The organism is Rhodococcus sp. Q1 (assembly GCF_004153645.1).
In the GTDB taxonomy this organism is placed as follows: domain Bacteria; phylum Actinomycetota; class Actinomycetes; order Mycobacteriales; family Mycobacteriaceae; genus Rhodococcus; species Rhodococcus gordoniae.
In genome coordinates, this window is record NZ_SDMJ01000006.1 from 96,043 (window position 1) to 109,288 (window position 13,246).

Annotated in this window: 13 protein-coding genes; 4 read left to right on the forward strand and 9 right to left on the reverse strand. The window is 69.1% G+C overall.

Translation table 11 applies throughout. The features are described 5' to 3' along the window. Nucleotides 1–170: 170 nt before the first annotated feature. Together EQ874_RS18065 and EQ874_RS18070 are read right to left on the reverse strand one after the other, a co-directional pair. Nucleotides 171–593, reverse strand: coding sequence for a hypothetical protein (locus EQ874_RS18065; RefSeq protein ID WP_129977644.1), 423 nt, complete (start codon nucleotides 591–593; stop codon nucleotides 171–173). Next, on the reverse strand, nucleotides 590–1,444 hold the full coding sequence (locus EQ874_RS18070) for a PHP domain-containing protein (RefSeq protein WP_064064412.1): 855 nt from the start codon (nucleotides 1,442–1,444) through the stop codon (nucleotides 590–592). Before EQ874_RS18070 ends, EQ874_RS18065 begins: the two co-directional genes overlap by 4 nt. Before the next feature lie 81 nt (nucleotides 1,445–1,525). Here EQ874_RS18070 and EQ874_RS18075 point away from each other — a divergent pair, with 81 nt between their 5' ends. Continuing rightward, nucleotides 1,526–2,581, forward strand: a complete 1,056-nt coding sequence (locus EQ874_RS18075; RefSeq protein ID WP_064064444.1) for a magnesium and cobalt transport protein CorA — start codon at nucleotides 1,526–1,528, stop codon at nucleotides 2,579–2,581. Then, a complete protein-coding gene (locus EQ874_RS18080) occupies nucleotides 2,578–4,386 on the forward strand; it encodes a hypothetical protein (protein WP_129977645.1) in 1,809 nt (602 codons plus the stop codon). The genes EQ874_RS18075 and EQ874_RS18080 overlap by 4 nt, the downstream gene beginning before the upstream one ends. Before the next feature lie 12 nt (nucleotides 4,387–4,398). Here EQ874_RS18080 and EQ874_RS18085 read toward each other — a convergent pair whose 3' ends face one another. After that, a complete protein-coding gene (locus EQ874_RS18085; RefSeq protein ID WP_129977646.1) occupies nucleotides 4,399–5,508 on the reverse strand; it encodes a winged helix DNA-binding domain-containing protein in 1,110 nt (369 codons plus the stop codon). Continuing rightward, nucleotides 5,505–6,095, reverse strand: a complete 591-nt coding sequence (locus tag EQ874_RS18090; protein ID WP_016933703.1) for a suppressor of fused domain protein — start codon at nucleotides 6,093–6,095, stop codon at nucleotides 5,505–5,507. The genes EQ874_RS18085 and EQ874_RS18090 overlap by 4 nt, the downstream gene beginning before the upstream one ends. A 73-nt stretch (nucleotides 6,096–6,168) precedes the next feature. On the opposite strand from EQ874_RS18090, the gene EQ874_RS18095 reads away from it, so the two are divergent. Further along, nucleotides 6,169–7,014, forward strand: a complete 846-nt coding sequence (locus EQ874_RS18095) for a hypothetical protein (protein WP_016933704.1) — start codon at nucleotides 6,169–6,171, stop codon at nucleotides 7,012–7,014. A gap of 61 nt (nucleotides 7,015–7,075) precedes the next feature. On the opposite strand, the gene ugpC is transcribed toward EQ874_RS18095, so the two are convergent. From ugpC to EQ874_RS18120, 5 genes are all read right to left on the reverse strand, one after another. Then, nucleotides 7,076–8,242: a sn-glycerol-3-phosphate ABC transporter ATP-binding protein UgpC gene (ugpC, locus tag EQ874_RS18100; protein WP_129977647.1), complete on the reverse strand. Its 1,167-nt coding sequence runs from the start codon at nucleotides 8,240–8,242 to the stop codon at nucleotides 7,076–7,078. Between the two features lie 5 nt (nucleotides 8,243–8,247). After that, nucleotides 8,248–9,078, reverse strand: coding sequence for a carbohydrate ABC transporter permease (locus tag EQ874_RS18105; RefSeq protein ID WP_129977648.1), 831 nt, complete (start codon nucleotides 9,076–9,078; stop codon nucleotides 8,248–8,250). Then, complete coding sequence (locus EQ874_RS18110) at nucleotides 9,078–9,965, reverse strand: sugar ABC transporter permease (RefSeq protein WP_172506148.1); 888 nt, start codon at nucleotides 9,963–9,965, stop codon at nucleotides 9,078–9,080. The genes EQ874_RS18105 and EQ874_RS18110 overlap by 1 nt, the downstream gene beginning before the upstream one ends. A gap of 59 nt (nucleotides 9,966–10,024) precedes the next feature. Then, nucleotides 10,025–11,383 carry an ABC transporter substrate-binding protein gene (locus tag EQ874_RS18115; protein WP_207213577.1) on the reverse strand — a complete coding sequence of 453 codons (1,359 nt, stop codon included), beginning with the start codon at nucleotides 11,381–11,383 and terminating at the stop codon, nucleotides 10,025–10,027. Nucleotides 11,384–11,497: 114 nt separating this feature from the next. After that, nucleotides 11,498–12,727 carry a GNAT family N-acetyltransferase gene (locus tag EQ874_RS18120; protein ID WP_129977649.1) on the reverse strand — a complete coding sequence of 410 codons (1,230 nt, stop codon included), beginning with the start codon at nucleotides 12,725–12,727 and terminating at the stop codon, nucleotides 11,498–11,500. 86 nt (nucleotides 12,728–12,813) lie between these two features. Here EQ874_RS18120 and EQ874_RS18125 point away from each other — a divergent pair, with 86 nt between their 5' ends. Next, the gene (locus EQ874_RS18125; RefSeq protein ID WP_129977650.1) at nucleotides 12,814–13,245 is read left to right on the forward strand and encodes a protein-tyrosine phosphatase family protein; all 432 of its coding nucleotides are present in this window, start codon (nucleotides 12,814–12,816) and stop codon (nucleotides 13,243–13,245) included. The last annotated feature ends 1 nt before the right edge of the window (nucleotide 13,246 follow it).

Here is a 13,246-nt window from a genome sequence, read left to right on the forward strand (position 1 = left end):
CACCTTCGCAGACGAACAATCAAATCGGCATCGATTGCGAAGGTCTCACGGTTTTGTCGTCTCACCTGTGAGTTTACGTGCCGGGACCACGGCCCCGACGGCACATCGACACGAATTTCCGCAGTTACACGACGGCTACCGGCGGGTAGCGGTGATGGCACTCGGAGCCGTCATCCCCACCACTGGGTGAGCAACAGAATCGATGCAGTGAAGATCACCACAGCACTCGACAGGAGAGCCGCGCCACCGGACCGGCGATCCGCCGTCACCTGCGCGATCAGGGCCACGAGCGAGGCAACGACGTGCGCGGCCACCGCGGTGGTCCCCGGACCGGGAAAACCGCGGTCGCCGGCCAGGTACTGGGCCCCGCACACCACGGCGGTCAGGACCAGCACCGCACCACACACCACACCCGAGATCGCGCGCGCGGCGCGCACCGGCAGGCTCGACCGGCGCAGCGGTGCGGCGTCGTAGGGATAGGGGTGGTACCCGTCGTCCACGTAGTACGGCTCGTCGTACTCACTGGCGTAGTAGTTTTCGTCGTTCCACGACCCGTGCCCCTCGTCCGGGTATCGCGCACCCCGCCGCCTCATCCCGCGATCACCTCCACGCCGGTCGCGCGGTCGAGCAGCGCCTCGTAGGCCGCCGGAGCGGTGGTGAAACTGCCGAGCCTCACGTCCTTGTTGTCGCCGTGATAGTCGGACGATCCCGTGACGACCACCCCGAGCGACCGTGCGAGATCGTGCATCGTCCGCACGTCCTGCTCACTGTGGTCGGGATGATCGGCCTCGACACCGCCGAGTCCGAGTTCGGCGAGTTCCTCGATGTGATCGAGCGCGAGGAGCCGCCCGCGAGAACGCGCCCGGGCGTGCGCCACCACCGGCACACCGCCCGCGGCCGTCACCATCTTCACCGCGTCGACGAGCGGGGTGTCGGCCTTCGGTACGTAGTAGCGACCGCGCGGGGACAACAGCTCGGTGAAGGCATCGGCGACCGTGGGCACCACACCGGCGGCGACGAGCGCCCGCGCCAGATGTGGCCGGCCCGCGGCCGGACCCGCCTCGGCGAGCACCGCGTCGACGTCGATCGGCAGACCGTCGGCAGCCATCCGCACACCCATGGCCCGGATCCGCGACACCCGTTCGCCCCGGAGCCGCTCGAGTTCGGCCACGAACACCGGGTCGTGCGGGTCGAACAGATAGGCCAGCAGGTGCACGGCGACCGGGGCGCCGTCCTCTCCGCGACCCGTGCAGGACATCTCCATCCCCCGGACGAGACGCAACCCCGCCGGCAGAGCCGTCGCGGCCTCGTCCCACCCCGCGGTCGTGTCGTGATCGGTCAGGGCCACCACGTCCAGACCCGCCCGGGCCGCGGCGCGGACCAGGTCGGCAGGAGCGTCGGTACCGTCCGATGCGGTCGAATGGGTGTGGAGATCGATACGCACGCCCCCAGTCTGTCAGGTCGGCGGGCTAGCATGACGACGCGACCGGCCGCGCCGCAGCGGCATGCCGTGAGGAAGGACAACATGCCGCACCAGCCTTCTCGTGCCCCTCGTCGCGGCCCCACTCCCCCGGCACTCACCGAACGAGCGGTGATCGACTGCGCGGTCTATGTCGACGGGCACCGGCTGCCCGGCCGCTACACCCACACCGAGGCGGTCGCAGAGGTGCACCGGCGCGGCACCGGATTCGTGTGGCTCGGGCTGCACCATCCCGACGAACGGCAGATGGCGAGCGTCGCACACACCTTCGGACTCCACGAACTGATGGTCGAGGACGCCGTCCACGCCCATCAGAGACCGAAACTCGAGCGTTACGACAACGTGCTGTTCCTGGTGCTGCGCACCGTCAGCTACATCGAGCACGAGTCGGTGGCGACCACCAAGGACATCGTCGAGACCGGCGAGATCATGTTGTTCACGGGCCCCGACTTCATCGTGAGCGTGCGGCACGGCGACCATTCGGAACTGTCGCAGGTGCGCAAGCGCCTCGAGCGGGATCCCGACCGTCTGGCCCGCGGTCCGGCGGCCGTGCTCCACGCGATCGCCGACCACGTGGTCGACTCCTATCTCGCCGTCACGACGGCCGTACAGCCCGACGTCGACGACATCGAAGAGCTCGTGTTCACCCCCGACACGCGGATCGCGGTCGACCAGATCTACATGCTCAAGCGCGAGATCGTGCAGTTGCGCCGAGCCGTCGTTCCGCTCGCCGAACCGCTGCAACAGCTCATCCGGGCGCCGGGCAACCCGATCCCGAAGGACGTCCGACGATACTTTCGCGACGTCGCCGACCACCACACGACGGTGTCCGACCGCATCGCCGCCTTCGACGAAACGCTCGGCACGCTGCTCGACGCGGCGATCGCGAAGGTCACCGTGCAGCAGAACACCGACATGCGCAAGATCTCCGCGTGGGTCGCGATCGCCGCCGTTCCGACGATGATCGCCGGGATCTACGGCATGAACTTCGATCGCATGCCGGAACTGCACTGGGAGTACGGCTACTACGTCGTGCTCGCCGCGATCGTCACGATCACCGTGGGACTGTTCGTCACCTTCAGGCGCAACAACTGGTTGTGACGACCGAACTCGACAGCTCTGCGACGCCCACCACACGGCCGGCGCGATCGCCGCGGCGCCACGTGCTCGTCGTCGCCCTCGTGCTGATCCTGTTGCAGACGATCCTCCGGACCGTGGTGGCCGCGACCGGCGAGTTCTACTGGGACGACCTGATCCTCGTCGGCCGGGCAGGGTCGTATCCGCTGCTGTCCGACGCATTCCTGCGGTACGACCACGACGGTCACCTGATGCCCGCCGCCTTCCTCGTAGCGGGGATCGCCACGGCCGTCGCGCCGTTGGCATGGTGGCCGGCGGCGGCCTCGCTCGTGATCGGGCAGTTGCTCGCATCGCTGGCGGTGCTACGGGTGCTCTGGTTGCTGCTCGGTCCGCGACGCGCCCTGTGGGGACCGCTGCTGTTCTACCTCCTCACCCCGCTGACCTTGCCGGCCTTCGCCTGGTGGGCCGCCGCGCTCAACGCGCTGCCACTGCAGGCAGCGCTGGCCTGGGTCGCGGGAGATGCGCTGCAGTACAGCAGGACCGGGCGACGACGCCATCTCGTGAGCGCACTCGTCGTCACCGTGGTTGCCCTGCTGTTCTTCGAGAAGTCCGTCCTCGTTCCGTTCGCCGCCTTCGCGACGGTCGCGCTCGCGTCCCACGTCGACGGACTCGCGCGACCGGTCCGCCGCACCTGGGCGCGGGCGCGCCCGCTGTGGCTCGCGTCGGCGGCCGTGCTGGTCGGCTGGGCGCTCTGTTACACGGCGGTGGTCGAATCCCGGTTCGGAGTTCCGCCGTGGTCGATGGTGGCCGGGTTGACCCATCACGGGCTGTCCTACGGGCTGCTGCCGTCGCTGCTGGGTGGTCCGTGGGGGTGGGAGCGGTGGAACCCGAGCCCGCCGTGGGCCGATCCCCCGGTCGTGCTCGTCGTCGTCGGGTGGTTCGCCGTCGCACTCGCGGCGGGGTGGAGTGTGCGCCGGCGCCGGCGGACGGGCCCGGTGTGGATCGCGGTGATCGCCTACGTGCTGGCGTCGCTCGCGGCGATGATCAGTACCCGCTTCGGCCCGGAGACCACCTACGAACTCGCGCGCACACTGCGCTACTTCGCCGACTCGGCCGTGGTCGTCGCGATCGCCGCGGCGCTGATCCTGCGCGCCCCGCGGCGGGGCACGACGAGCCACCCTCGCGCCGTTCGTGCGACCGCCTGGACCTGTGCGGCCGTGTTCACCGCCGGCTCGCTGTGGTCGACCGTCACGTTCGCGCGCAGCTGGTCGGACAACCCGACCGGCGACTATCTCGGGGCGGCGAAGGCTGCGCTGACCGCCCGGCCCGACGACACCGTGCTCGACCATCCGGTGTCGGTGTGGATCCTGCTGCCGGTCACCTATCCGCACAACCTGGTGGGATCCGTCTTCTCCGCGCTGCCGGACCGGTCCGACGTCCGCGATTACACGACCGACCTGTGGGTCCTCGACGATCGCGGACACCGCGCACCCGCCGAGCTGCTGCCGCTGCGGTCCGTCCCGCCCGGTCCCGAGCCGGACTGCGGCCGCCTCGTCACCGCCGACGCCGTCACGGCCCTTCCGCTCGACTCCCCCGCGGGCGACTGGGAATGGACGGTGCAGGTGAACTACCGGGCGTCCGCCGACGGCACGATCGATCTCGGTTTCCCCGGCCACGACTCCGTCACGGTTCCCGTCACCGAAGGGCTCGGCACGGTGTACGTCCGCGTCTCCGGAGACGGGTCGGCGTTGCAGGCGCGCTCGTCCACACCCGGCACCACCGTGTGTCTCGGTGGCGGATCGCTCGGGGTCGTCGTCCCGCAGGGCTGACAGCCGAGCGGCTCAGGCCGTGTCCAGGATCCGCACGTCGTGCGTGTCGGCCCCCGGAGCCGCGAAGTTCAGCAGGCGCATGCCTTCGGCCTCGAGCGCCGACCGGCCGGACGCGGTGATCGTCCGCCACGGCGTCATCTCCACGGTGGCGGTGGTCCGGCCGTTCATCACGCGGGCACTGCCCGCGACCGTGCCACCGACGAGAAGCAACGGCGCGATGATCCCGTTCCGCGTCATGATCCGCGTGCGGTCCTCATCCGAGACGAATCGGGTGCGATCAAAATGCGAGAGCAGCACGTTGTCGAACGGCGCGAGGATGCGCACCGGGGCAGGGGTCGACGGGTCGGGTCGCGGCGCGTCGGGAAGGTCGAACAGTTCCGCCCCGCGCTCGTCCCGGAACACCACGAGCTGTGGGCGGAGCCGATCGACGATCTCGCCGAGCCGGGTCAGGCCGCACCAGGCCTGTGCGTCCTGGACACTCGCGGGACCGAAGGCGGCCAGATACCGCAGGATCAGCCGATCGGGACCGGGAAGCACGGGCGGCGGGCCCACGTACTCGTCGAGGTGCGCCAGGCGCGGCTGTCCGGATCGCCCCCACAGCCCGCGCGGCGGCACCTGCACGAGCGGGAGCAGGCACCGCACCGCATGGGACAACGCGGCCGGATCCTGATCCGGGAACCGTTCGGCGAGCAGCGGGCGCAGTTCGGCCTGACTCCTCGGAGTGCCCGCCAGCAGCTCCCGGGCAACCGACACGAGCGCGGTCCTGTCGAGACCGTCGAGCCCGGCCCGGTGAGCCCTGTTCGCGTCGACACCCCGGTCGAGCACCGGTTGCACCCACGGGCGCAGCGCGTGCGCGTCGGCGCCGGAGACCGCGAACACCGTGCCGCGCATCAACGCGATCCGGACCACCGCACGCGACTCCAGCAGGTCCGACAACGCCTCGGGCCGGAAATTCCGTATGCGGGTCCACAGGGCGAAGTACGGTGCGAGCGGTGCCTGGGCCTGCAGTCCCAGCAGGTGCTCGATCATCGTCAGGGCATCCGTGCTGCTCCGTCGCAGCAGGTGCTGGCGGGCCAGCGTGGCGCGTCCGAGCGCGCGGTCGGTGAGAACCGGGGCGGTCACAGACGTGCTTGCGCCCGGCGCGGGTCGCTCAGGTCGATGCCCGCTTCCTCCCACGCCTCGCGCAGCGCCTCGGTTCCCTTCAGCCGCTTCCATGCCGCTTCGGTACCGGTGATCGGGCGGGCCTCGAAGAAGTGGACCGGGTCGGAGGGCTCGGGCAGTTCCAGCGACGGCACGTCGGCCGTCTCGAGCAACACCGCGGTGAACGGAGCGCCCGGCCACAGCGGCTCACCGAGATCGAGCAGCGCGTCGTCGGTGAGGACCACGCCCTCCACGGCGGGCAGCGCAGCGAGCACCGCGAGCGTGCGATGGGCCCCGGCGGTGATGCCCTCGTTGTCGCGCAGGCTCAGCAGCAGTTCGGCGCGTGGTCCGCGCGTCGGGTCGGCCACCATGTCGGTCGGATCGCCCATCGGATGCCGCGAGCACCCCAGAGTGGCGTACCGCAGGAGCTCTGCGCCACGGAAGCGGAGGACCTCGATCGGTTCGAGACCGAGGAAGGTCACCGACGCCGATTCCGGCTCCGGATCCCCCGGCACGGTCAGATGCTCGGCGAGGTGGCTGCGAACTGCGGGGAGTACTGCGTCGGTCACTCCTGCAATGTAACCCCCGCCCCGCACATGCGGTTCCCACCCGCACCTCCGCACTGCCCGGTACCGTCGAAGCGTGGCTCGCGACACCGGTTTTCCGGTCTCCGACGCCGGTGACGATTTCGCCCGGCAACGCCGGCGCGCCGAGTACGCCCGGCTGATCGCATGGCTGCGCCGCGAACCGGCCGACATCAACACCGTGCTGCCCTTCGACGACGTCGTCGCCGCACTCGGACGCCTCGGCGAACGACGACTCGGGCTGCAGATCATCGAGGTCGCCTCGATCGTGGGCAGCGTCGACCGCGCAGACGATTTCGACCGCCGTTTCCGCCCCACCTCGGCACGCCTGCGCGCCCGGTGGGAACGCATCGCGGCCGCGCGGCGGCGCGGCGAGGCCATGCCCCCGATCTCCGTGTACCGGGTGGGACCGATGCATTTCGTGCAGGACGGGCACCACCGTGTGTCCATCGCCTACGCGCAGGGCGACCGCACCATCGACGCCTACGTCACCGAGATCACCACGAAGGTGCCCGCGGAGGGCATCACCGCCCGTCCCGATCTCGTGCGCAAGGACCACTTCAGGATGTTTCTCGGCCGCGTTCCCCTGCACGGCGCGGCCCAGGACACGATCCGCGTGTCCGACCCGTGGGGATACGCCGAACTGGCCGAGGCCGTCGAGGCGTGGGGTTTCCGCTTGATGCAGGATCTCGGCGAGTACCTCACCCGCGAGGAGGTCGCGCGGCGCTGGTACGAGGAGGAATTCGTCCCCGTCGTCGCGATGGCCCGGGAAGCGGGGATGTTGCGCTCACGCACCGACGCCGAGGTGTACCTGTGGATCGCGAGCGAACGCTACCGCCTGGTGCGGCGGCACGTGTGGAGCGAGGAGATCGTCGACGAACTCCGGACCCGCGCGCCCCGCTGACCGACGAGTTCGGTGGATCCGACCCCGTATCGCGGGGGCGGAGCCACCGAAGTCCGTCTTGTCAGAGGGTGACGTTCGCTCCGGTGTCCTGATCGAACAGCGCGATCTTCGCCGGGTCGAACCACAACTGCACGGTCCTGCCCTTCGCGGCCTGCGACTCCACGGACAACCGCGCGACCAGCGATTCCGCCGACATGTCGGCGCCCGCGTCGGCGGCGAGTTCGTCGAGATCCTTCGACTGCACGCCCGGCCCCTCGGCCGTGAAGTACGCGAACTTGTCGGATCCCATGGACTCGAGCACGTCGACCTCCGCGGAGAAGGTCACGCCCGCTTCCCGCTGGGTCGGGTCGAGCAGGTCGGCGTCCTCGAAGTGCTCCGGACGGATACCGACGACCACCTCGCGCGACGGATTGTTGCGGCGCACGACCTCCCACCGCTCGTCGGGAAGCCGGAACTCCCCGAACGAGGTACGGACCGAACCGTTCTCGATCTGTCCCGGAACGAAGTTCATCGACGGCGACCCGATGAAGCCGGCGACGAACAGGTTCTTCGGGTGGTCGTACAGGTCCTGAGGGGCGCCCACCTGCTGCACGAACCCGCCGCGCATCACCACGACGCGGTCGCCGAGCGTCATCGCCTCGGTCTGGTCGTGGGTGACGTACACCGTCGTGGTGCCGAGACGTTTCTGCAGGCGCGCGATCTCGGTGCGCATCTGCACGCGCAGTTTGGCGTCGAGGTTCGACAGCGGTTCGTCCATGAGGAAGGCCTTGGGGCTGCGCACGATCGCACGTCCCATGGCCACGCGTTGCCGCTGACCGCCCGACAGGTTGGCGGGCTTCCGGTCGAGATGCTGTGTGAGGTCGAGGATCCGGGCCGCTTCGTCGACTTTTCGGGTGATCTCGTCCTTGGGCACCTTCGCGAGGGTGAGCGGGAAGGCGATGTTGTCGCGTACCGACATGTGCGGATACAGCGCGTAGGACTGGAAGACCATCGCGATGTCGCGGTCCTTCGGTGCCCGCTCGTTCACCCGCTCCCCCGCAATGCGCAGTTCGCCGTCGGAGATGTCCTCGAGACCGGCGATCATGTTGAGCGTGGTGGACTTTCCGCAGCCCGACGGGCCGACGAGAATGATGAACTCGCCGTCGGCGATCTCGAGATCCACGTCGCTGACGGCTTTCGCGCCGTCCGGATATTCCTTCGTCACCTTGTCGAGCACGATCTCGGCCACGGTAGTCACCCCTTCACTGCGCCGGAGGTCAGTCCGGCCACGATTCGACGTTGGAAGATCAGGACGAACACGATGATCGGAATCGTGATGACCACGGCCGCCGCCGCGATCGATCCGGTCGGTTCCTCGAACTGCGAAGCGCCCGTGAAGTTCGCGATCGCGGCCGGCGCGGTGATGGACCGCTCGGTGGAGGTCAGCGAGATCGCGAACAGCAGGTCGTTCCAGCAGAAGATGAACACCAGGATCGCCGCCGTGATGATGCCCGGAGCCGCGAGCGGAGCCACCACCTTGCGGAACGCCTGGCCCGGTGTCGCGCCGTCCATCTTCGCGGCCTTCTCGAGCTCCCACGGGATCTCCTTGAAGAAGGCCGACAGGGTGTAGATCGCGAGCGGCAGCGAGAAGGTGATGTACGGCAGGATCAGCGCCGCCCACGTGTCGAACAGTCCGAGTCCGCGCATGATCTCGAACAGCGGGCTGACCAGGGAGATCTGGGGGAACATCGCGATGAGCAGTGCCACACCCACCAGGAGCTTCTTACCGGGGAAATCGAGCCGGGCGATCGCGTAGGCCGCCATCGTCCCGAGGAGCACGGCGATGACGGTGGCGATCAGGCCGATGCCGATGGAGTTGACCAGGGCGCTGGTGAACGCGTCGGTGCGGAAGATCCCGCGGTAGTTGTCGAGTGTCCACTGCTGCGGGATGAAGCTGCCGTCCTGGATGGTGCCGGGCGGTTTGAACGACAGGCTCGCGATCCACAGCACCGGAACGAGTGCGTAGAGCAGGACGACGAGGTTCACCGCCGACCACGACAGGGTCCGTTTCCTGGTCTCGGCCATCATCGGCCCCCTTCGTCCGAGCCGGGTGCGGACGCACCGAACAAGGTGATGAACACGAACGCGATGATCGCGACGCACAGGAAGATCAGGACGCTGATCGCCGATCCGATCCCGAGGTTGAAGGCCCGGAACAGGTTGTCGTAGCCGAGGATCGACACCGACCCGGTGCCGTTGGAACCGCGGGTGAGGACGTAGATGTTGTCGAAGATGCGGAAGGCGTCGAGTGTGCGGAAGAGCAAGGCCACCAGGATCGCCGGTTTCATCAAGGGCACGATGATGCGCACCAGGCGCGTCCACGCGCCGGCGCCGTCGACCTGCGCGGCCTTGAGCAGATCGTCGGGGACGAGCGCGAGACCGGCGAGGAGCAGCAACGCCATGAACGGCGTGGTCTTCCACACCTCGGCGAGCACGATGATCGCCAGGGACGGGATCTGGTCGGTGAGTGGGGCACTGCCGTCGGGGAGCAGATTCGCGAGATAGCCCGTGCCCGGGGTCCACGCGTAGTACCAGCTGTACGCGGCGGCGACAGTGACGATGCCGTACGGGATCAGCACCACCGTGCGCACGACGCCCTTCCCGACGATGGTGCGGTGCATGACCAGTGCGATCGCCAGGCCGAGCACGAACTCGATCGCGACGGAGACGAGGGTGACGAGCGAGGTGACGATGAAGGCCTGCCACCAGAATCCGTCGCTCAGCACCGCGACGTAGTTGGACAGTCCGACGAAGCGGCGTTCGTCGGGGAAACGCAGATCGTAGCGTTGCAGGCTGAGCCAGACGGCGTAGCCCACCGGGTAGGCCGTCACGGCGAGCATCACGATCGCTGCGGGTGCGACGAGCATGAGGCCGAGGCGGCGTTCGGCTTTCTTCCCCTCGGACAGCGCCACTTTCGTCCTGGGCGACGATTCCTCGGGGGTCTCGTCGGTCGGCTTCGATTCGACGGCGGTCACGGGATCAGTCCTTCCGAGTTGACCGCCTTGCGCACCTGCTCGGCGAGTTCCTCGACGGTGCGGGGCGGATCGATCTGGTCGACCGGGTTGAGGGTGGCGGTCACCAGTGTCGAAATGCTCTGGTAGGCAGGTGAAGCGGGACGCACCGCGGCGTTCTCGAGACCGGCGCGGACCTCGCGCCAGGCCGGATAGGCCTCCTGGAAGGCCGGATCGTCGTAGAGCGCCGCGAGTGTCGGCGGGACACCGCCGCCGATGGCGTTGTTGCGCTGGTTCTCCTCGTTGCGCAGGCACTGCATCGCTTCGAACGCGAGATCCGGGTGGGTGCTCGTACGGGCGACGCCAATGTTGAAACCGCCGATGGTGACCTGGGCGGGCTCACCGGGGGTCACCGAAGGATACGGTGCGGGAAGGAAATTCTGTTCCCCGTCGACGGTCAGGACCGTGTTCCCGGTGTCCTGCGAGGTGACGTTGCCGTTGTCGTCGACGAACGGGAGAGCATCCTTGTTCTCGATGATGCCCGGGAGCACGAACGGCCAGTTCACCTGGAACGCCGTGCGCCCGCTCTCCATGCCGAGGCGGACGGCCGCCTCGTCGGCCTGGTTCAGGGAAGGATCGGCGCCGGGCGCCGTCGCGACGCGCTTCATGATGTCGAGCGCGGTCACCGCCGCGTCGTTGTCGGTGAGCGTGACGGTGACCCCGTCCTCACCGACCACCGAGCCTCCGGCACTCGAGAGCAGGGTGTTGAACCACACCATGAGTCCCTCGTACTGCCGGCCCTGCACACCGATCCACGACGGGCGGCCCTCCTCGGCGAGTCCGCTCGCGATGCCGATCATCTCGTCCCACGTCTCCGGAGGTTTCCCGTCCGGCATGAGATCCTTTCGGTACCAGAGCAACTGGGTGTTGGTGTTGAGCGGGGCGGCGTACAGCCGGTCCTTCCAGGTCGCCGATTCGAGCGGGCCCTCGAGGGTGCCCTCGGAGACCGCGGCGGCCACGTCGTCGGGCAGCGGCAGCGCCCATCCGGCCTCGGCGAACTCGGCCGTCCACACGACGTCGAGGGTCATCAGGTCCAGACCCGGATCGTTGCCGGTCAGCCGCCTCGCCAACTGCAGTCGCTGGTCGTCGGCGTTCTTCGGAAGTGTCCTCTGCTCCACCCGATACCGGCCCCCGGCCGCGGCCGTACACGCCTCCGCGGCCTGCGCGTACTGCTCGGCACCGTCGGCGGCCGTGTAGAAGGACAGGACCACGCCCTCCTCGTCGCTGCCGCACGCGGCCAGACCCGATGCCAGGAGCACCGCGGCCGCAGAAGCCGTGACCGCCCGGCTCACCCGCCGTCTCGTGCGCGTTCGTCTCATGCGCGACTCCGCTCCATCGGGGACCCTCGTGATCCGACGATAACGCCCGTACCGGCCAGCCGTAGCAAAACGAGCGGGGCGTACTGCCGGAGCGATTTCGACGCGCCGGAGCGATCAGAAGGACGTGCCCGCGAAGGGCGCGTTCGGCCAGGAGAACAGCAGGTCGGCGGTGTCGACGGCCTCGGGCCGCCGCACCCGGACACGCCCTGCGGCGGCCATCCGACTCCAGCCGGGCCGGCCGAGGAGGAGCGCACCGAGGTCGGCGATGTCCACCGCGAGATCGGCCGGTCCGGTGGTACGCACCGCGCCGTCGGCGGAGATCTCGACGACGCCGGCATTGTCGGTGAGCACGGGATCGGACACCTCGACGGTCACCGACCCCGAGCCCCGGTAGCTCCGCGCCGACAGCGCCCGATCGAGGTCGAGGATGCGCAACCACGTCTCGTCCGAGACCGAACGGAACTGCACCGCACGCGCGTCGCCGAGGACGAGCGGCATCGGATCGTCCTGCGGAAGAGCCGTGAACCGCAGCGTGTCGACCAGATCGAGGCCGAGCAGGAAACGGAGCAGACCGGCATACGCCTCGGGTGACGGGGCGAAGAAGTCGTCGACCACGACGGTGCGGTTGCGGCTGGTGAACCACGCCTGCGTGTCGACGGGGTGGTACCGGACGAAGCCGTCCTCCTGCCCCGGCTCACCATGTACCGCCACGTACATCGGATCGGTGAGCGAGTCGGCGCGCCACCGGCGCGAGTTCCACCAGTACTCCGACCGGTCGATCGCGCCCGGACGCGAGGGCAGGTGACGGGAATGTATCTGCGCCAAGACATCCCATGCATCCGGATAGGCGAGCAGGCGCACCGGCCCGGAGTCGGGCACGCCGGGACGCAGCGTGGCGCGATGCACGTCGACGTCGACGGACACCGAGGTCGACGCGACCCCGTAGCCGAACCGGCCGTAGATGGTCGCTTCCGAGGCACGCAGCGTCGCGAGGACCTCACCGCGGTCCCGCGCGTCGCTCAGCTGCCGGTGCACGAGTCCGGAGATCACGCCGCGACGCGTGTGCGTGGGCAGCACACCGATGTGAGTGACCGCCGCGTGCGGAACCCGGGCGCCACCGGGCAGGGTCAACTTCCCACTCGTGGCGTCGACGGTGCCGACGAGCATGCCGTCGAGGAAGGCACCCCAGGTGCGACCGGCCTCGAGATAGTCGTTCACCGTCCCGTCGGGAACCTCCGGCCACGACGGCAGTCCCACCATCGCTGTCCGGAACAGCGCCGACGCCTCCCGCAGTTCGGCTTCCGACTCCAGAACTCTGATCTCCGGTTCCGTTCGTTCACCCATGGAACGACACTATCGACAGCGAACCCGGGACGCGGGCGAAAGGCCGTGACGTTCGGTACACCGGCGCGGGCGGGTAGGTTTCCACCGTGCGACGCGAGTGGGATCCAGCAGACACCGGGGTGCTGCAGCTGCCCTCCGGCCGACTCGTGCGCGGACGCGGGATACGTCGTCCGGAGCTCGACGAGCCGTTTCCCGACTTCGGGGTGTATCTCCTCGCGCGTCCACCGGCGCCGTTCGACTGGGAGTCGCGGTGGATCCACTGGCCCGACTTCCGCACGCCGCGCGACCCGGAGGACGCCCACGCCGTCCTGTACGAGGCGTGGATCCGGGCGGGACGGCAACGGGTGGAGATCGCGTGCGGGCGTGGGCGCGGCCGGACCGGCACCGCACTGGCATGCCTCGCCGTGTTCGACGGCCTCTCCCCCGACGAAGCCGTCGACTTCGTGCGCCGCCACTACCATCCGCGCGCGGTCGAGACGCCCTGGCAGCGCCGGTTCGTCGCGCGGACGAAGACCTGAC